The organism is Streptomyces sp. NBC_01237 (genome assembly GCF_035917275.1).
Taxonomy (GTDB): domain Bacteria; phylum Actinomycetota; class Actinomycetes; order Streptomycetales; family Streptomycetaceae; genus Streptomyces.
The window spans coordinates 7,290,152-7,312,137 of sequence record NZ_CP108508.1; the positions used below are offsets into that span (position 1 = coordinate 7,290,152).

A 21,986-nucleotide genomic window follows, 5' to 3' on the forward strand; every position below is an offset into this window, starting at 1 on the left:
CCGCGTGGTCGGGCGGTCCGCCGGGGTGACGGTGAGGGTGCCGTCGGTGGGGGGTGTGCGGTTACGGTCCGGACGCCTCCAGGGGGCGCAGCGCCGGGTCCTTGAGGTGGCCGATCAGGACGTCCCGCCAGGCGGCACGCTGCGCGGTGCGCTCGGCCGCCGGGATCGCGGGGGCGAAGACCCTGCCGCCCGGCTGGGCCTCGACGACCTCCTCCAGCGAGCCCCACAGCCCCCGGGCGACCCCGGCGAGATACGCGGTGCCGCGCAGGCTCGCGGTGGCCGAGTCGGCGACCCGCTCCAGCGGCAGGCCGGTCAGATCGGCCTGGATCTGCATGAGCGGGTCGCTGCCGGAGACCCCGCCGCCCACCCGCAGCCGGGTGAACGGCGTGCCCATGGTGTCGGCGACCCCGTCGATCAGGTCGCACACGGAGTGCGCGATCCCGTCGAGGACGGCGCGGGCGAGGTCGGCGCGGGTGGTGGCGAGGGTGAGCCCGGTGAGGGAGGCGGTGGCCTCCGGGTGCCAGACCGGCGTACGCACTCCGGCGAGCGCCGGGACGAAACGCGGGGTACGGCCCGGCCGGGTGGGGACCCGGCCCGCCTCCTCACCGAGCTCCTTCGGCGAGGCGAACAGGCCCAGATCGTCACAGAGCCAGCGCAGCGCCGAACCCGCGGTGGAGGTGTAGGCCTCCAGGCTGTAGTGGCTGATGTCGCCCTGCCGCCGGCCGGGCTGGGCGAGCACCCCGGAGATGTCCGGCCGGGGCAGGGCGGGCACGGTGCCGGTCGCGGCGTCCACGAAGGCGCCGGTCCCGTACATGATCATGCCCTGGCCGGCGGTGAGTCCGCCGAGCGCGAGCAGGGCCGCGTGCTGGTCTCCCATGGAGGCGGCCAGCGGTACGGCGATGCCGAGGGCGGCCGGGTCGGTGTGCCCGAATCCGGCGTCGTCGGAGCGGAGTTCGGGCAGCAGGTCGAGCGGGAAGCCGAGCCGGCCGATCCACTCCTCGTCCCAGGCGTGCCGCTCCAGCAGGTATCCGCCGCTGGACGCGGCGTTGGTGGGCGTCGTGGCGTGCACGGCGCCACCGGTGAGCCGCCAGATCAGCCAGGTGTCGACGGTGCCGAACAGCAGCCGCCCCGCGCGGTGCGCGGCGGCCACCTCCGGGTGCGCGGCGATCTGCCGCGCGGCCCAGAGGAACGGGGCGCGGGCGCCGACCGGCCGGCCCTGGCGGGCCAGCAGGGCGGTGTCCCACTCCGCCTCGTACGAGGTGAGCTCGGCGGCGTACCGCCGGTCCTGCCACACCACCGCGGGCAGCAGCGGCCGCCCGGTGACCCGGTCCCAGAGCATCGCGGTGGCGCGCTGGGTGGAGAGCGCCACCGCGGTGACCTCGATGCCGTCCTCGCGGGCGCGGCCGACGGCGCGGCGCGCCACCTCCAGGGTGGCGGTCCAGATCTCCATCGGGTCCTGCTCGACCGAGAGGTCGTCCGGGTGGCTGACCTTGATCGGCCGGTAGAACACCTCGTGGGCGGCGCCGGAGTCGAGGACGACTCCGGCCCGGGTACCCGTGGTGCCCTCGTCGATGGCCAGCACACCGCGCCGTGGGGCGGCGCCGGGGAGCGTCTGCGTCATTGCAGCCCTTTCATTGCGAGCATCGCGAGCTGTACGGAGCCGGTCCTGCGGAGCGGGACGTACGGAGCCGGCGGTACGGAGGGGGAGGGGGACCATCGTGTGACGCGGCGGGCACGGCGGACGGTCAGCGCGCGGTCGTGGCCTTCACGGATTCGGGGGAATCGCCCTGCGGGCCGACGGCGGAGGGGGCCGCGGCGGCCCCCTCCGGGGACTGGCCGGCCCTCATCGGGTCCCACTTGATCGCCAGGCAGGTGATCATGCCGAGCAGCGGTACGACGGAGAGCACCAGGAAGGTGTCGGCGAGGCCGAGCGATTCCTTGATCTGCGGGAAGAGGTACAGCCCGGCGACACTGCCGAAGCTGCCGACCATGCCGGTGACACCGGTGCCGAGCGCGCGGATGTCACTGCTGTACGAGAGCGCGGCGATGGACTTGCCGTTGGCGCCGGGGCCCGCGGAGTGGCAGAGGATGAACAGCACGGGCAGCAGGAACGCCACGGCCGTGGGGACCTTCTCGAAGGTCAGGCCCATCGCCAGCAGCGCGACGAACACTCCGGCGAAACCGGCCGCGGAGCTGAGCCGCAGGCCGAGTCGGCGGCCGAAGTAGGCGGAGAGCAGACCGCCCGCGATACCGAAGGCGTTGAACACCATCGAGCCGATGGTGGCCTTCTCGAAGCTCTCGCCGAAGATCGTCAGGCTGATCAGCGGGAGGTACCAGCCGACCGCGAAGTACTGCATCGACTGCCCGAGCGAGATCACCGAGGACAGGATGGTGCGGGGCAGGTACTCGCCCTTGAAGAGCACCCCGGCCTGGCGGAATCCGACGGCGGGGGCCTCGGTGGCGGCCCGGGTGGCGGCGTCGGGCTCTCCGGCGACGGCCTTGATCCCGTAGATCCGGTCCAGATTGCCGACCGCTTCGTCCAGGCGCCCCTTGCTGGCCAGCCAGGTGGGGCTCTCCTTGAGCATCAGCCACTGGCCGATGAGCAGGGCGACGGCCACGACGGCGGCGGAGCCGACCGACCAGCGCCAGATGTCCGCGCCGACGTCCATGTTGAAGAAGAGCAGCGCCAGGGCGAGGTTGCTGGTGGTGGCGACGTACCAGACGGCCTGCCACAGGTTGAGCCGGCCGCCGAGCTTGGCGGGGGTGTACTCGGCGAGCAGCGCCATGGCGACGGCGAAGTCGATGCCGTAGGCGATGCCCACCATGACCCGGCCCACCCAGACGACCCCGAAGTCGTCGGCGAAAGCGGCGGTCAGGGCGCCCGCGATGGCGAAGACCTTGGCCAGCAGCAGCGGGGGAACCCGGCCGAAGCGGGTGGCGAGCCAGCCGCCGATCGGGTTGAAGAGGATCGCCAGGGCCGGAGCGGTGGCCGTGAGGATCGAGACCTGCGTACTGGTCAGCTCCATCTGGGACGTCATCGGTCCCAGACCCGCGCTCAGCGCGGCATTCGAATAGGCGTCGAGGAACAGCCCGCCGAACACGAGGAACCAGATGACTTGCGCCCGGCCGGTGATCTTTCCCAGCCCATCGATGAGCGCAACGACATCGACGACGCCTTTGACGCTCGGACGTTGTGCCATGAATCCGCCTTCGAGGAAGACCCATCGGCGGCACGGGGAGCACAGGAAAACAGGCATGACGAAACCACCGACAGGTGGTCTATGTCTGTGCCTGTCAAAACACTGCGGAAAGCGCCGCAGCACGTGAACTGCTGAACTGCCGATCTGGCGAACTGCCGAGTCGCGAAGGACTCGGGACTACGCAGTGAGGTTAAGAACGAGTCAGGACAAACGTCAAGGGTTTCCGGCAGGTTACCGAAACGTGACGCGTGTTCTTCGCGTGCCGCGTGAGCAGGGGCTTCCCCCTACGCCGGTGCGCGGGGGCTTTCCCGCGTGCCATGTGCCGAGTGCCGCGTGGGCCGCGGTCGCGGCCCCCTCCGTGGGCCGGGGGCGTTCCGGCGGCACACCCGGCCGCCGGAACGCCCCTGCCGGTCAGAGCCCCGCTTGCAGCGCCGCCCAGGTGGCGGGTCCGACGCTCCCGTCGGCCGAGAGCTTCCGGGCGGTCTGGTAGCCGCGCACCGCCGTGTCGGTGGTGGGGCCGAAGCTCCCGTCGATACCCACCGTGGAGCCGAGCGCCGCCGTCAGGCTCCGCTGGAGCCGCTTCACGGCGTCCCCGGAGCCGCCCCGGGCGAGCGTCGGGGTGGTCCCGGCCGACAGCAGGGCGGTCCAGGTCCTCGGGCCGACCGCGCCGTCGGCGGTGAGCTTCCGGGCGCCCTGGAACGCCTGGACGGCGCTCTTCGTGGCGGGGCCGAAGTTCCCGTCCACGGCGCCCGGCTCGTACCCCTGCTCCTTCAGCAGCTGCTGGACGGCCGTGACCTGCGCGCCCGTCGAACCCTGCTGCTGGGTCGCGTACGAGGTGAAGTCCAGCGCGCCGCTGCCGGTGCCGCCGCCGGGGGAGCCGCCGACGAGCTGCATGTAGGAGGTCCAGTTCCAGTTGACGCCCGGGTCCGTGTGGTCGTTGCCGGGGGCCTCGCTGTGCCCGATGATGTGCGACCGGTCCTTCGGGATCCCGTACCGGTCGCACAGGTAGGCGGTCAGCGCGGCCGAGGAGCGGTACATCGAGTCGGTGAACCACGACGGGTCGTCGACATAGCCCTCGTGCTCGATACCGAGTGACGAGGCGTTGGCGCTCTTGGCGTGGTACGCGGTGTCGCTGTCGCGCACCATCTGGGTGACCTGGCCGTCCGAGGAGCGGATCACGTAGTGGGAGCTGACCTTGGACGTCGCGTTCTGGAACCAGCTGATGGAACCCGCGTACGAACCCTGGGTGACATGGACGACCACCTTGTCGACCGTCGCCGACCGCCCGGCGGCGAAGTTGTTCGCGTGCGCGGGCACCCACAGCGCCGAGGGGTAGTCCGGGCTCTGCGCGGTCACGTCCGCCGCTGAGAGGGCGCCCTTGCGCGGGGCGACCGGACGGGAGGTGACCGTGACCTCCTCGCCACCGGGCACCGTCGTCCGCAGCCCCTCGGCCAGGAAGGTGTAGACCGCGTCCGCGTAGAGGGTGGCGGCGGTGTCCCGGGCACCGCTGTACCGGGCGACGGCCGGGTACCAGCTGTCGAGGTCGCGGCGCTCGGCACGGTCGAGGCCCAGGGCGTCGGCGTGGGCGCGCAGCACGGCCGCGCCGCCCCGGATGTTGGTCTCGGTGTCCCGGCGCAGCCGCGAGAAGGGCTCGCCGGTCAGCGCCGCGGCCTTCTCCAGCGAGCGGTTGGCGGGGTTGCTCACCAGGTGCATCACGCCGTAGCCGTTCGCCTGGCTGGGTGCTCCGGCGTGTCCGTCCAGATGCGTCTCGCCGTAGCCGACGGCGGCGAGCAGGTCGCGCGGTACGCCGAACTCCTCGGCGGCCCGCGCGAAGGCCCGGTTCATCGGGTCGGAGGCGACGGCCGACGCGGTGGCGGAGCCGGCGGAGGCGGCGTCGGGGTCGGCCGCGACGGCCGGGTGGCCCGTCGCGACGAGGGCCGTGACGGTGAGGGCCGCCAGAACGGATGCGCGGCCTCTGGTGCGCGCGGCGGTGGGTCGGGGCATGGGGGTGCTCCCTGCTCTATGGGTCTCAAGTGCCCGGTGGGGGCCCTGTGGGGGAGAGAAAAGGCCCTCGGGCCCGGGTGGGGTGGGCCGAGGGCCGTTGAGCCCGCACAGGCTATCGAGATGAATAGAGCATGACAATGACATCCCGGTGTGTCGCGGCGGCGCTTTCAACTCCTCTATGCATCAAGGGAGTTGTCGGAAAATTACCAGCCGTTACGGTGAATGACATCGGCCACTTGGCGGCGCCTCACCGGGCCGAAGTTGCCCTGCGGCCACCCCACCGGAACGGCGGCGAAGGTCCGCATGTCCTCCGGGATGCCCAGCGCCTCCTTCCACTCCCGCTCCAGCATCAGATGCCAGATGGTGATGTTGGCCGCGAGCCCCAGCGCCCGCGCGGCCAGCAGCAGGTTCTGCACCCCCGGGTAGACGCAGGAGCCCTCGGCGAGTGCCTGGAAGCGGGTCTGGGTGTTCATCAGCTGCTCGGCCCCGGCCGGGCCGAGCGCCCGCGCGGAGGCCAGCAGCCCCTCCTCGTCGACACGCGGCTCCGGGAACCGGTAGCAGGGGACGACCAGCACCGGGGTCTCGGCGAAGTGATCGCGCTGGTACTCGATCGCGGCCACCATCCGCCCGTAGGCCGCGTCGTCCATGCCCGCCGGAGCGTGCTTCCCGGTCGTCGCCAGATAGGCGTCCACACACCGCTTCCACAGCGGGGCGAGCCGCGCCATCACCTCGCGGTCGGTGACCACGACGTACTCGTAACACTGCATGTTGCCGCCGCTGGGTCCCCACACGGCCGCCTGGATCAGCTGCTCCGTCGTCTCGTCCGGGACGGCGTCCGGCTTGAGGCGGCGCATGGCGCGCATGGTGGACATCGTCGAGAAGAGGGCGGGTCCGTCGAGGGCGGACGCGTCGGCTCGAACCGTTTCGATCGTCATGATCGCGGAGTGTACGGTCCCGGCCGACGCACCAAAAGGTCCCGGTCAGCGCCTTGTGAGCCGAACGACGGGGATGTCACGTTCGGTGCCCGCCTGGTACTGCGCGTACCGGGGGAAGAGCTCGACCAGACGCGGCCACACCCGGGCCTTCTCCTCTTCCGGCAGTGTCTCGGCGATCGCCGCGAACCGCTCGGTCTCCACCCGGAGTTCGACCTCGGGATGGGCCAGCAGGTTCAGGTACCAGAGCGGAGGGCGGTCCGAGCCGCCGTTGGACGCCACGATCAGATAGTCCTCGCCGTCCCGCCCGTACATCAGCACCGTGCGCCGCACGGCCCCGGTGCGCCGCCCGACGTAGTCCAGCAGCAGACACGGCACGCCGAGTTGCGTGGTGCCCTTGGTTCCGCCGGAGGACTCGTACAGTTCGGCCTGCTGGGCCACCCAGTCGGCCGGGCTGGTCCGTACCGCCGCGTCGCCGTCCTGCTCCGCCGTCATGTGGGCTCTCCCTCTCTCGTACGGTGCGTTGCCCGCCCATCCTGGCAGCAACCCGGCCGGACCGGCGGATTCGTACACCTGGACGGCCCTCCCACCGCACGGGGGAACGGGGGCCGGGGAGCGGGCCGCGAAGGCGTATAAAGGGTCCCTCCGGAGCAGCCGGCGTCCCCCGATGGCCACCTCAACCCCCACGCGGCAGGCGTCACCGCGTCCCTGAGCGGAGGAGCGCCTCAATGAGCACCTCGGAAGAGATCAGCGCCCTGCTGGTCGCGAACTTCGGTACCGACCCCCTGGCCATTCGTCCCGAGGTGCCGCTCCATCAGCTGCGCCTGGACTCCCTCGCGCTGGAGGAGCTGCGGCTGCTCATCGAGGACCGGCTGGACATCGACATGGAAGACATCACGCTGACCTCGCGGGACACCGTGGGCCGCCTGGTGGCGGCCGTGCACGACAAGGCGTCCGCGTGAGCACCCGCCCGCGCACCGAGCCGTCGTCCGGCCGGTCCACGACGCCGTACTCCCGCCCGCGCGTCGAGCCGTTCCGCGCCGCCGTCACCGGCGTCGGTCTGGTCACCGCGGCCGGAGTCGGTGCCAAGGCCGCCTGGAGCGGAGTATGCGGGGCCGCCTCCGGGCCCTCCGTCGTCCGGCGGCCCGAACTCGTCGATCTGCCGTGCGACTTCTTCTACACGATCACCGGCCTCGACACGAAGGCCGTGCTCGGCGTGGCCGCCCAGCGGCTGATGGACCGCTTCGCCCAGCTCGCCGTCATCGCCGCCCGGGAGGCCGTCGCCGACGCCGGGCTCGACCCCTCGGTCTGGGACAGCGGCCGGGTCGGCGTCGTCATCGGCTCGGCGCACGGCGGGCTCCCCTTCTACGACGAGCAGCACAACGCCCTCACCGGGCGCGGTGCCCGGCGCGTCTCCCCGAAACTCGCCCCGCTCACCGTCGTCAACGGCGCCGCCAGCAGCGTCACCCTCGACCTCGGTATCCACGGGCCCAGCCAGGCGGTCTCCACCGCCTGCTCCTCGGGCACCGTCGCCATCGGCACCGCCCACCAGATGCTGCGCACCGGAGCGTGCGACATCGTCGTCGCGGGCGGCGCCGAATCGTCCTGCACCCGGCTGCTGCTCGCCAGCGCCTGCCAGATGAAGGCCGTCTCCACCCGCCGCGAGGACCCGGAGGCCGCCTGCCGGCCCTTCGACACCCACCGCGACGGCTTCGTCGTCGGCGAGGGCGCGGGCCTTCTCGTCCTGGAGCACCCGGACCACGCCCGCGCCCGCGGGGCCACCGTCCGTGCCCATGTCGACGGCTACGGCGCCTCCAGCGACGCCCACTCCACGGTCGCCCCGGACCCCGACGGCCTCGGCATCGAACGCGCCCTGCGCGCCGCCCTCGCGGACGCCGGGCTGTCGCCCTCGGACGTGGGCCACGTCAACGCCCACGGCACCTCGACCGTCGCCAACGACCTGATCGAGGCGACCATGCTGCACCGGGTGCTCGGCGAGGGGCCGCTGGTCACCTCGACCAAGGCGATGACCGGCCACACCCTCGGTGCCGCGGGCGGGATCGAGACGGCGCTGACCGTCCTCGCCCTCCAGCACCAGTTGGTGCCGCCCACCGTCAATCTCGACGCGCCCGACCCCGCGATCCCCGTCGACGTGGTGAGCAAGGAGGCCAGGGCGGCCGGCTTCGACTGCGCGGTCAAGACCTCGCTCGGCTTCGGCGGCCACAACGCGGCGCTCGTGCTCACCAGGGCCTGACCGGCGGGAGCCCGCCGTCCGGCCGCCGGGGGAAGCGGCCGGACGGTGATCACCGCCCCGGCCGGGCAGACCCGAACGAGCGGGCCCGCCCGGACGGGCGGCGGACCTCAGTGCCCGTGTCCGTGCCCGTGCCCGTGTCCGTGCCCGTGCCCGTGGCCCTTGCCTCCGGCGCTCACATCCACGCGCACCACCTGGGGGTCGTGGTCGCTCGCCTGGTCGGCGAACTCCGCGTTGATGTGCACCACGTCGTAGTCGAACCGACGGATGCCGGGACTCGTCAGGATGTGGTCCAGCGTCTGCGAGTTCCCGTCGTAGACGTAGCTGTACCGCTCCTTCGCGGGGAGCGTGCTGATCAGCGGCTTGAGGACCCTGCCGCGGGTCAGCGCGTCCATCGTCGGTGAGAACGCGAAGTCGTTGAGGTCCCCGAGCGTGATGACCCGGGCCGACTTGTCCGCCTTCAGCACCGAGGTGACGAAGGTGTTGACCTCCGCCGCCTGCTGTATCCGCTTCGTCTCCGAACTGCGCGTCGGCTCCTGGTAGCGTCCGTGCAGCGGCTGGTCGCCGCCCTTGGAGGCGAAGTGGTTGCCGATGACGAAGACCGGCTTCCCGCGGAAGCGGAACTCGCCCACCAGCGGCTTGCGGCTGTCGTCCCAGGCGGCGCTCGCCGGGTTGATCCGGCCGGGGGAGACGGAGAGCTTGACGCCCTTGCGGGTGTCCACGGCGCTCACGGGGGTGGTGGCGTCGCCGCCCGCGCGGTCCACGAACGTCACGCGCGCCGGGTTGAAGAGGAAGACGTTACGGATGTTGCCGCCGGGCTCGCCGCCGTCCTTGTTGTTCTCGGGGGCGATGTAGCGCCAGGCGTAGCGCGGACCGCCCGCGGCGACGATCGCGTCGGTGAACCGCTTCAGCGTCGCCTCGGAGCCGACCGTGCCGTCGTTCTTCGCGCCGTTGTCGTCCTGGATCTCCTCCAGCGACACGACGTCGGGCGAGGCGAGGTTGACCGCGACACCCTCGGCCAGCGTGTCGAACTTGGCCTGCTCGTCGAGCGCGTCCAGGTTCTCCACGTTGTACGTGGCGACGGCCAGTTCCCCGCGCTTCTGCTTGCGGGTGACCTCGCGCTTCAGCCCCTTGTCGGTGAGGGTGCCCAGCTCGGTGGCCTGGAGGTTGTAGCCGCCGAAGGACGCGTAGTCCAGGACGCCGGTGGTGGTGCCGGACAGCACGTCGCCCACGTCGGCCACGGGGACCGGCGAGGCGGCGTCGAGCGACATCACCTTGAGGCGGCCGGTGTTCTGGTCGTTGTACGAGGCGTAGAGCGTGCCGCCCCGCGCGGTCGGCTTCTCGCGCGGTTTGACGGTGACCCAGATCTCGTCGTACGCGGTCGTGGCCCCGGTGACGCGGGTGTCGGCGATGCGGACGCGGGTGCCTTCGAGCGCCTCGTACAGGTCGAGGGCGTACGTCGCCGGGTCGAGGGTGAGCGCGTCGATCGGACCGCCACCGGCCGTGGGCGCGTAGGCGCCGGGCACCGAGGCGGCGTCCAGCACGACCGGCGCGGGCAGGGCGTTGCCGGAGGACAGGACGGTGGTCCTGGGCGCGGTGAGCTGGGTGAGCGACTGGGCGGTCGCGGACGGGTAGTACTCGGCGACCTTGCCGCTGACGAGGACCGAGTCGCCCACGGCCACGGCCGGTGCGGCGGAGCCCGTGTAGACGAACAGGCCCTCGCCGGTGCGGGCGTCGTCGTCCGGTGCGGTGTCCTGGATCCAGAAGCCGCGCGAGCCCGTGGCCCGTACGCCGGTGACGATGCCCGGGACACCGTCGACCGACCGGTCGGCGAGCGGCGAGAGCCGGGTGGTGCCCTGGATGTCGTGCACCCGCACGGTGCCGGGCTCGGTCGGGCCGCCGGGGTCCCCGGGGCCGGTGCCGCCGGACGTCTCCCCGGCCGCGTTCACCGGGGTCGGGGCGCCCGCGGCGAGGTCGGCGGCGTTGTCGTCGGTGTCGGCGAGCGAGGCGGCGCGGGCGACGGACGCGGTGGCGGAGGCACCGGTCACGGGCCCGCCGCCCTCCCGCACGACCGCGGAGCCGTAGCCGACGAGGTCCACGATCCTGGTGTCGGCCGCGCAGTCGGCCGCCGTCCTGCAGGTGAGCGGGGTGGTGCCGGAGACCAGGGCGACGGTGCCGCTCGCCGCGGACATCGGGACCGTTCCGGTGGCGTCGGCGGTGGGCAGGGCCACCGTGCCGCCGGTCCCCGCGGCCTGGGCGACGAGGTAGCGGCCGCCGGGGGCGATCGCGCCGGTCAGTGCGGACACCTGCCACAGCGAACCGGCGGACGGGCTGCCCGGCAGGTACTGGACGCTGAAGCCGCCGAGGCCGAACGGCGCGGAACCGGCATTGGCCAGCTCGATGAAGTCCCGGGTGAGCGTCGCTCCCGAATTGCCGCCGCCGCCGTACACCTCGGAGATCACGGCGGACGAGGACGGTGCCGCGAAGGCGGCGGGAAGGGCGGTCACCGAAAGAGCGACGGCGACGGCGCCGGTCAGTAGGACGGAACCGGGTCTGGATATACGCACGTGAGCTGCCCCCAACTGTGTAGTGAGGGCTGAAAACTATGCGCGTAGATGGGGCATGACAAGGCATCAGAGGTTAATTCCACGCATCGCGCCGATGTGGAGCCGATGCGAAGGGGTCCGTCGACGCGACAGGCAACCATACGGTTGCTTGAATCGGAGGTGAGGAGCACTCTCTGGAAGGACCGGCCATGACCAAGCCCGAGTTCGTCTATGTCACGTACATCCGCACCACCCCCGAGGAGCTCTACCGGGCGCTGACCGACCCGGAGCTCATCAAGGTCCACATGGGCGGTCACGGCCCCGATTCGACCTGGGAGGCCGGCGCCCCGGTCCGCTGGAAGATGGATCCGGAGGGTGAGTTCGAGGAGGTCGGCCAGCGGGTGCTGGAGGCGGAGCCCGGCAAACGGCTCTCGTACACCTGGCACACGCTCCAGCCCGTGCACCGGGAGATGTTCGACTTCGCGTCGGACGAGGAGTGGGAGGAGGCGGTCCGGGAGCGGTCGAAGGTCGCCTTCGACATCGAGCCCGCCGAGGATCCCGCGATGGGCGTCAGGCTGACCCTCACCCATGACGGCTTCGACAGCCCGGACAGCAGGATGCTGGAGGGCGTCCGCGACGGCTGGGCCATGATCCTCTCGACGCTCAAGACCCAGTTGGAGGGCGGCGGGTTCCCCTCCGAGGAGTAATCCGAGCAGGGGTTGCGGGACAGCCCTTGGGGGAACCTCGAACGGCGTCCGGGGGCGTCTCGGCATTCCGTATCCATCCCTATCCCACCCTTCTGAGGGTTGTTCAGGGTAGTGTTCAGCCGTATGGAGAGTGCTGAGCGCGAGCTGTATTCGGTCGGTGAGGTCGCCGAGCTGCTGGGGCTGCATGTGCGGACCGTCCGGAGCTATGTCCGTGAGGGCCGGCTGAAGGCCGTGCGGATCGGCAAGCAGTACCGGATCAGCCGGGCGGACCTGGCGGCGCTGACCAGCCTCCCGGTGGATCCGGTGCCCCCTCGGGCCGCCGCGCCGCGCGGGCATGTGGAGGTGTCGGGGATCGTTCAGATCGACTCGATCGGCCCGGACGCGGCGAGCCGGCTGAGCACTCTGGTCACGGCCGCCGCACAGTCCGGGCGGGAAGCCCCGGAGCCGCTGCGCGTCCAGACGGTCTACGACCAGGAGCGCGCCCGCATGAAGATCGTGATCCTCGGCAACGCCACCGCCACCGCCGACCTGCTGCGTCTGGTCGACGGGGTGACGGGGCCCGGCAACGGCATGTTCCTGTCCGGCGACGAGGGGGCGGCCCACCGTGCCTGACCTCTTCGTGGAACACCACGGCGTACCGGTGCTCGTCCACGGCGCGGACGGTGCGCCGATCGCCACGGTGCAGGACGCGCTGGACCGTCTGGTCGGTGCCGCCTTCCAGGGTGCGGAGGTGGTCGCCGTTCCGGCGGACTGCTTCGACGACCGTTTTTTCGACCTCAGTACGGGCTTCGCCGGTGAGGTCTTCCAGAAGTTCGCGAACTACCGGCTGCGCCTGGCGATCGTCGGGGACATCTCGCGCCATCTGAGGGGCGGTTCGGCGCTGCCCGCCCTGATCCGGGAGGCCGATCGAGGCCGGCACGTCTGGTTCGTGGCCGACCTCGACGACCTCGCCGCCCGCCTCAAGCCGTAGCCGTCACTGGCGGATGCGCTCACGGATCCAGACGCCGGCGGGCTTCAGCACCGATGTGCCGGTCCACTGGGTGCCGTCGCAGGTGCCGGTCTTGAAGACCGCACCGGAACGGTGGTCGTCGGAGTAGTTCCAGTTGGTCCACGAGATCTTCTTGCGCTTCATCAGGTCGAGGTAGCGCTGCGACATCGTGAAGTCGTCCGCGCCCTCGCCCGCGTAGTTCTGCGTCCCGAACTCCGTGACGAACACGGGCAGCTTGTTCGATGCCCGGTCCAGGGTGTTCAGGTACTCGTCCCGGTGCGAGGCCGCGTAGAAGTGGAACGTGTACATGATGTTCGAGGCGTTGACCGGATTGCTGACGACCTCCTGTTCGTCCGCCCCTTCGGAGACACCGAACGAGGACCAGGCGCGCGTGCCGACCAGGACCACCGCGTCGGGGTCCTGCGCCCGGATGACCGGGATGATCTTCTCGGCGTACGACTTGATCGTCGACCAGCTCACCCCGGAGGGCTCGTTGGCGATCTCGTAGAGCACACCCGGATTGTCCTTGTACTTCTTCGCCATCGCCGTGAAGAAGGTCTTCGCCCGGCTGAGGTTGAAGTTGGGGTCGCCGGGGTCGAGCATGTGCCAGTCGATCACCGCGTACATGCCCCGCGCGTGGGCCGCGTCGACGAACTTCTGCGCACGGGCGGTGAAGCCCTGCGGGTCGGTCTCGTACCCGTCCTCCTGTACGTACGTGGAGACACGCAGCACATCGGCGCGCCAGTCCGTGGCCAGGGCGTCGAGCGAGCCGTTGGTGACGCACTGGGCGTACCACTGGGTGCCGTGCGTGCTCATGCCGTTGAGCTGGACCGCCTGGCCCGAGGCGTTGCAGAGCTGGAGGCCGCAGACCTTGAGCTGGCCGTTCGCGGCGAGCGGCGTCGCGGCGGCCGGGGTGGCGGCAGCGGGGGCCGGGGAGGCTCCCGCCTGGACCGGCGACAGCAGGGCGCCGCCGAGTGCGAGGGCGGCCGAGGCGAGAAGGGCTGTCCGGGCCCGGAGGCGGCGTCGGGACCCGGTCGGCTGCTCGGTGGGGAGATTGGTGCGCTGGTGCATGGTGGTGCTCCCGTCGGGGGTTGGTGGAGGGGAGGCGCCATGTCGGCAAACTGAAAGTAAAGGTCCCTTCTGATTCTCGTCAACAGTGTTGGGAAACTTTCCTAACGATTAACCGGAGTGCATCGATCCGGTCGCCCCGGATGGAGGAAAAGCGAGCCGCGCCCTAGGGTGCGAAACATGGCAGAGAGTGCGGCGCACCCCGGGCCGACGGGGCGCGGTCCGGGCCCCGGCCCGGATTCCGGCGGCCCCGACCCACGGCGCTGGCGAGCCCTCGCCGTCTGCCTGGTGGCGGGCTTCATGACGCTGCTGGACGTGTCCATCGTCAATGTCGCCCTGCCGTCGATCCGGGAAGGGCTGCACACCCCCGAGTCCGACCTCCAATGGGTGCTCTCCGGATACGCCCTCGCCTTCGGGCTCCTGCTGATCCCCGCCGGACGCCTGGGCGACGCACGCGGGCGCCGCGCGGTGTTCCTGGCCGGGCTCGCGCTCTTCACCCTGGCGTCGGCCGCCTGCGGCGCCGCCCAGTCCAGCCTCTGGCTGGTGGTCGCCCGACTGGTCCAGGGCATGGCGGGCGGTTTGATCTCCCCGCAGATCTCCGCGCTGATCCAGCAGATGTTCTCCGGCCGGGAGCGGGGCCGGGCCTTCGGTATGTTCGGCACCGTCGTCGGGATCTCCACCGCCGTCGGCCCCCTGCTCGGCGGTCTGCTGATCCAGATGGCCGGGCCGGCCGACGGCTGGCGCTGGGTGTTCTACGTCAACCTCCCGCTCGGCGTCGTCTGCTTCGTGCTGGCCCGGCGGCTGCTCCCGGACACCCCGTCGGCGAGCCGGGTACGTCCGCGCGACCTCGACCCGGTGGGTGTCGTGCTCCTCGGCGCGGGCGTGCTGGCCCTGCTGCTGCCGTTCGTGCAGGCCCAGCAGTGGCCCGGCAACACCAAATGGCTGTTCGTGCTCCTGGCCGCCGTGCTGCTGGCGGCGTTCATCGGCTGGGAGTCACGGTGCGCGGGCCGCTCCGTCCAACCGGTCCTGGACCTCTCGCTGTTCCGGCTGCGGTCCTACTGGCTGGGCTGCCTGATGATCCTGCTGTACTTCGCGGGATTCACCTCGATCTTCTTCATCACGACCCTCTACCTCCAGTCCGGACTGCACTACACCGCCCTTCAGGCCGGGCTCGCCATCACCCCGTTCGCCCTCGGAGCGGCGGTGGCCGCTTCGGTCGGCGGCCGGCTGGTCGGCCGCTTCGGCCGGCCCCTCATCGTCGTCGGCCTCGTGATGGTCGCGGTGGGGCTCGCGGCCACCGCGCTCGCCGTCCATCTGGTGCCGGGGCGGTCCGTGGGCTGGGCGATGGCGGCCCCCCTGCTGTTCGCCGGTCTCGGCAGCGGCCTGGTCATCGCCCCGAACCAGACGCTGACCCTGTCCGAGGTGCCGGTGGTCCACGCCGGAAGCGCCGGGGGCAGCCTCCAGACGGGCCAGCGCGTCGGCTCCGCGATCGGCATCGCCGCCGTCGGCTCGGTCTTCTTCGCCCAGGTGAGCCCCAAGGGCTGGGCCACCGCGTACGACCACGGGCTCGTCGTCTCGGTCGCGTTCGTCCTCGCCGCGCTGATCGTGGCGCTGGCCGACGTCCTGGCCGGACGACGGGACGCGCGCCGTGCGGAAAAAGCCACGAACCCAGCGAGGAGTGCGGTATGAACGACAGCCACGAAAAGGACCGGGACTCGAACACCTCGTACGGCCACAAGCCCTTCAAACGCTCCCGCAGCCACTTCGCCGACCGCATCACCGCCGACGGCCGCGACGGCTGGCCGGTCGAGGCGGGCCGCTACCGGCTCGTCGTCAGCCGCGCCTGCCCGTGGGCGAGCAGGGCCCTCGTCTCACGGCGCCTCCTCGGCCTGGAGGACGCCCTCCCGCTCGGCATCACCGACCCCATCCAGGACGACCGCAGCTGGCGCTTCACCCTCGACGAGGACGGCCGGGACCCGGTGCTGGGCATCCGGTACCTGAGCGAGGCGTACGACGCACGTGAGCGCGGCTACCCCGGCGGGGTCAGCGTGCCCGCCGTCGTGGACGTACCGAGCGGCAAGCTCGTCACCAACGACTACCAGCGGATCACCCTGGACCTCGCCACCGAATGGAGCGCCCTGCACCGCCCCGGCGCACCCGACCTCTACCCGGAGCCCCTCCGCGACGAGATCGACGAGGTGATGGAAGGGATCTACCGCGACGTCAACAACGGCGTCTACCGGGCCGGTTTCGCCGACAGCCAGGACGCCTACGACGCCGCGTACACCGATGTGTTCCGCCGCCTCGACCTCGTCTCCGCGCGTCTGGCCGACCGCCGCTACCTGGTCGGCGACACGATCACGGAGGCGGACATCCGGCTGTTCACCACCCTGGTGCGCTTCGACGCCGTCTACCACGGACACTTCAAGTGCAACCGTACGAAGATCACCGAGGACCCCGTCCTGTGGGCGTACTCCCGTGATCTCTACCAGACGCCCGGCTTCGGCGACACGGTCGACTTCGACCACATCAAGCAGCACTACTACCGGGTGCACACCGGCATCAACCCCACCGGCATCGTGCCCCTCGGCCCCGACCTGTCCGGCTGGCTGACCCCGCACCACCGGGAGGAGCTGGGCGGGCGCCCGTTCGGCGACGGAACACCTCCGGGGCCCGTACCGCCCGGCGAGGAGGTCCCGGCGCGCGGACGGCCCTGAACGGAGGGCGGCCGTGCGGTGCGTCGAGGGCGGGAGGTGCCCGTACGGCGCGACGCGGATGCCCCGGCCCGGAAGGCCACCGTCCGCCGCGGTGCGGACGGTGGCCCGCGTAACGTGCGCACATGGCCGCGAAGACGAATCCGCCCGCCCGCCCCCAGGTGCTCTCCACGCGCGCCCTCAACCGCGCCACGCTGGAGCGCCAACTCCTGCTGCACCGGGCGGACATGTCCGCCAAGGAGGCCGTGGAGCACCTCGTCGGACTCCAGGCGCAGAACACCAGGCCGCCGTACTTCCAGCTCTTCGCCCGGCTCGAAGGCTTCGAACCCGCCGAGCTCTCCGCCCTGATGGAGTCCCGCGAGGTGGTCCGGATGGTCACCCTCCGCTCCACCATCCACACCCACACCGCCCAGGACGCCCTCACCCTGCGCCCGCTGGTCCAGGCGGCACGCGACCGGGAGCTGAAGACCTTCCGCCGGGGCCTCGTCGGCGTGGACCTCGACCGGCTCTCGGCGATCAGCCGGAAGCTCGTCGAGGAACGGCCCCGCACCAACAAGGAACTGCGCGCGGAACTCCTCGCCGAGTGGCCGGACGCCGATCCGCAGGCCCTCTCGGTGGCCGCCCGATGCGGCCTGCCCCTGGTCCAGGTCACCCCGCGAGGACTCTGGGACCGGAGCGGCCAGGTCGAACTGACCACCGTCGAGCACTGGCTCGGCCGGTCCTCGCAGCCCGCTCCCGCACCCGACGGCACCGTCCTGCGCTACCTCGGCGCCTTCGGGCCCGCGTCCGTGAAGGACATGCAGACATGGGCGGGGCTGACCCGGCTGCGGGAGGTCTTCGAACGGCTGCGGCCACGACTGCGCACGTTCCGCGACGAGAACGGGGCCGAACTCTTCGACCTCCCCGACGCCCCGCGCCCCGACCCGGACACCCCGGCCCCGCCGCGCTTCCTGCCCGAGTTCGACAACGTCCTGCTCGGCCACGCCGACCGCTCCCGCGTCATCCCGCCCGCCCACAAGGGGCGCAACGGGGTGGGCAACCAGTCCTACGGAACCGTCCTCGTCGACGGATTCCTCGCGGCCGTCTGGCGGGCCGACCGGACCGGGGACACCGCGAACCTCACGGTGCAGCCGCTCGGCAGGCTCGGCCGCGCCGAGCGCGACGCGGTCGGCGAGGAAGCCGTAGGGATGCTGTCGGTGATGTCGGAGGCGACCGCGTACGACGTCCGGTTCGCCGACTTCATCGACTTCGGGGACTGAGAGCGGCCCGGCACCCGGGCGGGCGGGGCTGTCAGGGCAGCAGACCCGCCCTGCGCGCCGCCACCACCGCTTCGAGCCGGGTGTGCGCCCCCAGCTTGCGCATCGCGGAACGCAGATACCCCTTCACGGTCTCCGGCCGCAGCCCCAGCCGGTCCGCCGCCGTGGCGTTCGTCGCCCCCGCCGCCACACAGGCGATGACATCCACCTCGCGCGGCGCCAGCCGCACCGTCCCGGCCGCCGGTCCCGGCGCCCCGGACGCCGAGGCGAGGCGCCCGCACACCGTGAGCAGCTCCTCCCGGAGGTCCGGGTCGACGATCTTCGGGGCGAGCGCCCGCAGCTCGCGATGCGCCTCGCGCACGTCCTCCCAGGCGCCCGGACCCGTGTGCGGATCGGTCACCTGCTCCAGGGTGGCCGCCAGAAGCTGCTGCACCTCGTCCCGTACCGCGAGCGCCTGTTCCACATCGCGGGCCGCGGCGACGGCGGCGTCGAACGTACGGTCCCCGAGGGTGATCGGATTCCGCAGCGCCCCGTACAGCAGGCCCCGCACCTTCCGGCGCACGACCACGGGCACCGCGACCACCGAACGCAGCCCCTCCGCCGCGACGGCCGTGTCGTACTCGTGGCTGATGTGGCGCGAGGAGGCGTAGTCCGTCACCGCGCACGGCCGTGACAGCGCGATCGACTTGCCGCCGAGCCCGCTGCCCGCCGAGATGACCAGCCCGCGCAGCGCGGTGGTCTGCGCCCCGTTCAGCTCCACGATCCGGGCGTGGCGCGCATCCGACAGCAGCCCGCCGAAGGCCACCGGAAGCCCACTCGATCGTCGCAGCCTCAGCAGCGCGGCTTGCATCTCGACCGCTTCGTCCGGTTCGGGCATGGTGACGTCGCTCCGCCCTGTTCGTTCCACCCCCGTCCGGGGGTAGTGAGACCTGGGTCACTGTTTACATGATGTTAAGTGACCGGTCCGGTCCGCAATGAGGAGGGCACATGTCGGCAACCAGTGCGACGGAGACGTTCCGGGCCGCCCGGGACTTCCTGCTGGAACACCGCGAGGACTACGCGAAGGCATACGAGGGTTTCCGCTGGCCCCGATCCGAGAACTTCAACTGGGCGCTCGACTGGTTCGACGTCATCGCCGAGAACAACGACCGCACCGCCCTGCACATCGTGGAGGAGGACGGGCGGCGCACCGAGGTGTCGTTCGCCCGGATGTCCGCCCGCTCCAACCAGGCCGCGAACTGGCTCAGGGACCGGGGCGTCCGCGAGGGCGACCGCATCCTCGTCATGCTCGGCAACCAGGTCGAGCTGTGGGAGACGGCGCTGGCCGCGATGAAGCTGCGTGCCGTCGTCATCCCGGCGACCCCGCTGCTGGGCCCCGTCGACCTGCGCGACCGCGTCGAACGCGGCCGGGTCCGCCATGTGCTCGTGCGGGGGGCGGACACCGCGAAGTTCGACGAGGTGCCCGGCGACTACACCCGGCTCGCCGTCGGCGGCGCGGACGGGAGCGGGAGCGGCGGCATCGAGGGATGGCTGTCGTACGCGGGTGCCGACACCCTGCCCACGACCTTCACGCCGGACCGGGAGACCGACGCCGACGAACCGCTGATGCTCTACTTCACCTCCGGCACCACCGCCCGCCCCAAGCTGGTCGAGCACACCCATGTCTCCTACCCCGTGGGCCACTTGTCCACGATGTACTGGATCGGCCTCAAGCCCGGCGATGTGCATCTGAACATCTCCTCGCCCGGCTGGGCCAAGCACGCCTGGTCGAACCTCTTCGCCCCGTGGAGCGCCGAGGCCACCGTCTTCATCTTCAACTACACCCGCTTCGACGCGGCCCGGCTGATGGCGGAGATGGACCGCTCGGCCGTCACCAGCTTCTGCGCGCCGCCCACCGTCTGGCGGATGCTCATCCAGGCCGACCTCTCCCAGCTGAAGACACCGCCGCGCGAGGTCGTGGCGGCGGGCGAGCCGCTCAACCCCGAGGTCATCGAGACGGTGCGCCGCGAGTGGGGCGTCACCATCCGGGACGGCTTCGGCCAGACCGAGACCGCCGTCCAGGTCGCCAACACCCCCGGCCAGCTGCTGAAGGCCGGATCCATGGGGCGGCCCAGTCCCGGCTTCAAGGTCGAACTCCTCGACCCGGTCAGCGGCGAGGCCGGTGCCACCGAGGGCGAGATCTCCCTCGACCTCTCGGCCCACCCCGTCGGCCTGATGACCGGATACCACGGCGACCCGGACCGTACCGCCGAGGCGATGGCGGGCGGCTACTACCGCACCGGTGACATCGGCGCCCGCGACGAGGACGGTTACATCACGTACATCGGCCGCGCCGACGACGTCTTCAAGGCGTCCGACTACAAGATCTCGCCGTTCGAGCTGGAGAGCGCGCTGCTGGAGCACGAAGCGGTCGCCGAGGCCGCCGTCGTGCCCGCCCCCGACCCGGTCCGGCTCGCCGTGCCGAAGGCGTACATCGTGCTGGCCGAGGGCTGGGAGCCCGGACCGGAGACGGCCAGGGCACTGTTCGCGCACTCCAGGTCGGTCCTCGCCCCGTACAAGCGCATCCGCCGGCTGGAGTTCGCCGAACTGCCGAAGACCGTCTCGGGCAAGATCCGCCGCATCGAGCTCCGCGGGCGCACCGCCGCCGGGACCGGCACCGAGTTCGACGAGGGGGACCTGCGATGAGCGAACCGTCCTACGCGCACGGCACCGGGACCACCCCGCTGCTCGGTGACACCATCGGACGCAACCTCGACCGGGCCGTCGAGGCGTTCGGCTCGCGCGAGGCCCTGGTCGACGTGGCGTCCGGGCGGCGCTGGACGTACGCCGAATTCGGGGCCGACGTCCAGGAACTGGCCCGTGCCCTCATGGCGTCCGGCGTGGCCAAGGGCGACCGGGTCGGGATCTGGGCCGTCAACTGCCCGGAGTGGGTGCTCGTCCAGTACGCGACGGCCCGCATCGGCGCCGTCATGGTCACCATCAACCCCGCCTACCGGGCGCACGAGCTGGAGTTCGTCCTCAACCAGTCCGGCATCTCCCTGCTGGTCGCCTCGCTCGCCCACCGCATCAGCGACTACCGCGCGCTCGTCGGCCAGGTCTGCGGCAACTGCCCCTCCCTGCGCGCCGTCCACTACATAGATGACCCGTCCTGGGCCGAACTGACCGCCGCCGCGCAGTCCGTCACGGCCGAGCAACTGGCTTCCCGGGAAGCCGAGTTGTCCTGCGACGACCCGATCAACATCCAGTACACCTCGGGCACCACCGGCTTCCCCAAGGGCGCCACGCTCTCCCATCACAACATCCTCAACAACGGGTACTTCGTCGGGGAGCTGGTCGCCTACACCGAGCAGGACCGGGTCTGTCTGCCGGTGCCCTTCTACCACTGCTTCGGCATGGTGATGGGGAACCTCGGCATCACCTCCCACGGCGCCTGCATCGTGATCCCCGGCCCGTCCTTCGAACCCACCGCCGTTCTCACGGCGGTCCAGCGGGAGCGCTGCACCTCGCTCTACGGCGTCCCCACCATGTTCATCGCCGAGCTCGACCTCCCCGACTTCGCCTCGTACGACCTCTCCTCGCTGCGCACCGGAATCATGGCCGGGTCCCCCTGCCCGGTCGAGGTGATGAAGCGCGTCGTCGCCGAGATGCACATGGACGAGGTGTCCATCTGCTACGGGATGACGGAGACCTCCCCGGTCTCCACCCAGACCCGCCGCGACGACGACCTGGACCGCCGGACCGGCACGGTCGGGCGGGTGCTGCCGCACATCGAGGTCAAGGTGGTCGACCCGGTGAGCGGGGTGACCCTGCCGCGCGGAGAGGCGGGCGAACTGCGCACCCGTGGCTACAGCGTGATGCTGGGCTACTGGGAACAGCCCGACCGGACGGCCGAGGTGATCGACGCGGGCCGCTGGATGCACACCGGGGACCTCGCGGTGATGCGCGAGGACGGCTATGTCCAGATCGTCGGCCGGATCAAGGACATGATCATCCGGGGCGGCGAGAACGTGTACCCGAGGGAGATCGAGGAGTTCCTCTACGGTCATCCGAAGATCGCCGACGTACAGGTGGTGGGGGTGCCGGACAAGAGGTACGGCGAGGAGATCCTGGCCTGTGTCATCCCCCGCGACCCGGCCGATCCGCCGACGCTGGAGGAGATCACCGCGTACTGCCGTGAGCAGCTCGCGCACTACAAGCTCCCGCGCGCGCTCAGGATTCTGGAGTCCTTCCCGATGACGGTGAGCGGGAAGGTCCGGAAGATCGAGCTGCGCGAGACCTACAGCCGCTGAGGGATGTCACGTGGCGGGCCGGTGCGCGGGC

At 71.4% G+C, this 21,986-nt stretch carries 18 protein-coding genes; 10 read left to right on the forward strand and 8 right to left on the reverse strand.

All coding sequences use genetic code 11. The annotated features are described in order from the left end of the window. Nucleotides 1-61: 61 nt before the first annotated feature. The 5 genes from OG251_RS32350 to OG251_RS32370 form a co-directional block, all read right to left on the reverse strand. A complete protein-coding gene (locus OG251_RS32350; protein ID WP_326680414.1) occupies nucleotides 62-1,621 on the reverse strand; it encodes an FGGY family carbohydrate kinase in 1,560 nt (519 codons plus the stop codon). Nucleotides 1,622-1,745: 124 nt separating this feature from the next. Continuing rightward, the gene (locus OG251_RS32355; protein ID WP_326680415.1) at nucleotides 1,746-3,200 is read right to left on the reverse strand and encodes an MFS transporter; all 1,455 of its coding nucleotides are present in this window, start codon (nucleotides 3,198-3,200) and stop codon (nucleotides 1,746-1,748) included. A 411-nt stretch (nucleotides 3,201-3,611) separates the two neighbouring features. Next, a complete protein-coding gene (locus OG251_RS32360; protein ID WP_326680416.1) occupies nucleotides 3,612-5,204 on the reverse strand; it encodes a peptidoglycan-binding protein in 1,593 nt (530 codons plus the stop codon). 203 nt (nucleotides 5,205-5,407) lie between these two features. Next, the gene (locus OG251_RS32365; RefSeq protein WP_326680417.1) at nucleotides 5,408-6,139 is read right to left on the reverse strand and encodes a nitroreductase family protein; all 732 of its coding nucleotides are present in this window, start codon (nucleotides 6,137-6,139) and stop codon (nucleotides 5,408-5,410) included. Between the two features lie 45 nt (nucleotides 6,140-6,184). Next, complete coding sequence (locus OG251_RS32370) at nucleotides 6,185-6,631, reverse strand: nitroreductase family deazaflavin-dependent oxidoreductase (protein WP_326680418.1); 447 nt, start codon at nucleotides 6,629-6,631, stop codon at nucleotides 6,185-6,187. A gap of 233 nt (nucleotides 6,632-6,864) precedes the next feature. Here OG251_RS32370 and OG251_RS32375 point away from each other — a divergent pair, with 233 nt between their 5' ends. Beyond that, nucleotides 6,865-7,098 carry an acyl carrier protein gene (locus tag OG251_RS32375; RefSeq protein ID WP_073719228.1) on the forward strand — a complete coding sequence of 78 codons (234 nt, stop codon included), beginning with the start codon at nucleotides 6,865-6,867 and terminating at the stop codon, nucleotides 7,096-7,098. Continuing rightward, nucleotides 7,095-8,390: a beta-ketoacyl-[acyl-carrier-protein] synthase family protein gene (locus tag OG251_RS32380; RefSeq protein WP_326680419.1), complete on the forward strand. Its 1,296-nt coding sequence runs from the start codon at nucleotides 7,095-7,097 to the stop codon at nucleotides 8,388-8,390. The genes OG251_RS32375 and OG251_RS32380 overlap by 4 nt, the downstream gene beginning before the upstream one ends. Nucleotides 8,391-8,497: 107 nt before the next feature. Here the strand turns inward: OG251_RS32380 and OG251_RS32385 are convergent, their stop codons facing one another. Then, nucleotides 8,498-10,954 carry an endonuclease/exonuclease/phosphatase family protein gene (locus OG251_RS32385; RefSeq protein ID WP_326680420.1) on the reverse strand — a complete coding sequence of 819 codons (2,457 nt, stop codon included), beginning with the start codon at nucleotides 10,952-10,954 and terminating at the stop codon, nucleotides 8,498-8,500. 188 nt (nucleotides 10,955-11,142) lie between these two features. Between OG251_RS32385 and OG251_RS32390 the strand changes: the two genes are divergently transcribed. The 3 genes from OG251_RS32390 (at nucleotide 11,143) to OG251_RS32400 (ending at nucleotide 12,610) form a co-directional block, all read left to right on the forward strand. Then, a complete protein-coding gene (locus OG251_RS32390) occupies nucleotides 11,143-11,640 on the forward strand; it encodes an SRPBCC family protein (RefSeq protein ID WP_326680421.1) in 498 nt (165 codons plus the stop codon). Nucleotides 11,641-11,763: 123 nt separating this feature from the next. Continuing rightward, nucleotides 11,764-12,252, forward strand: coding sequence for a helix-turn-helix domain-containing protein (locus OG251_RS32395; protein WP_326680422.1), 489 nt, complete (start codon nucleotides 11,764-11,766; stop codon nucleotides 12,250-12,252). Further along, nucleotides 12,245-12,610: a DUF4180 domain-containing protein gene (locus OG251_RS32400; RefSeq protein WP_326680423.1), complete on the forward strand. Its 366-nt coding sequence runs from the start codon at nucleotides 12,245-12,247 to the stop codon at nucleotides 12,608-12,610. Before OG251_RS32395 ends, OG251_RS32400 begins: the two co-directional genes overlap by 8 nt. A gap of 3 nt (nucleotides 12,611-12,613) precedes the next feature. Here the strand turns inward: OG251_RS32400 and OG251_RS32405 are convergent, their stop codons facing one another. Continuing rightward, complete coding sequence (locus OG251_RS32405) at nucleotides 12,614-13,699, reverse strand: glycoside hydrolase family 5 protein (RefSeq protein ID WP_326680424.1); 1,086 nt, start codon at nucleotides 13,697-13,699, stop codon at nucleotides 12,614-12,616. A gap of 177 nt (nucleotides 13,700-13,876) precedes the next feature. Here OG251_RS32405 and OG251_RS32410 point away from each other — a divergent pair, with 177 nt between their 5' ends. From OG251_RS32410 to OG251_RS32420, 3 genes are all read left to right on the forward strand, one after another. After that, a complete protein-coding gene (locus OG251_RS32410) occupies nucleotides 13,877-15,385 on the forward strand; it encodes an MFS transporter (protein ID WP_326680425.1) in 1,509 nt (502 codons plus the stop codon). Next, on the forward strand, nucleotides 15,382-16,413 hold the full coding sequence (locus OG251_RS32415; protein WP_326680426.1) for a glutathione S-transferase family protein: 1,032 nt from the start codon (nucleotides 15,382-15,384) through the stop codon (nucleotides 16,411-16,413). The genes OG251_RS32410 and OG251_RS32415 overlap by 4 nt, the downstream gene beginning before the upstream one ends. 122 nt (nucleotides 16,414-16,535) lie before the next feature. After that, nucleotides 16,536-17,669: a winged helix DNA-binding domain-containing protein gene (locus tag OG251_RS32420; protein WP_326680427.1), complete on the forward strand. Its 1,134-nt coding sequence runs from the start codon at nucleotides 16,536-16,538 to the stop codon at nucleotides 17,667-17,669. A 31-nt stretch (nucleotides 17,670-17,700) separates the two neighbouring features. Here OG251_RS32420 and OG251_RS32425 read toward each other — a convergent pair whose 3' ends face one another. After that, the gene (locus OG251_RS32425) at nucleotides 17,701-18,543 is read right to left on the reverse strand and encodes a response regulator transcription factor (protein WP_326680428.1); all 843 of its coding nucleotides are present in this window, start codon (nucleotides 18,541-18,543) and stop codon (nucleotides 17,701-17,703) included. 110 nt (nucleotides 18,544-18,653) lie between these two features. Between OG251_RS32425 and OG251_RS32430 the strand changes: the two genes are divergently transcribed. Continuing rightward, nucleotides 18,654-20,351, forward strand: coding sequence for an AMP-binding protein (locus OG251_RS32430; protein WP_326680429.1), 1,698 nt, complete (start codon nucleotides 18,654-18,656; stop codon nucleotides 20,349-20,351). Then, nucleotides 20,348-21,955: an AMP-binding protein gene (locus tag OG251_RS32435; protein ID WP_326680430.1), complete on the forward strand. Its 1,608-nt coding sequence runs from the start codon at nucleotides 20,348-20,350 to the stop codon at nucleotides 21,953-21,955. Before OG251_RS32430 ends, OG251_RS32435 begins: the two co-directional genes overlap by 4 nt. Nucleotides 21,956-21,986 lie beyond the last annotated feature (31 nt).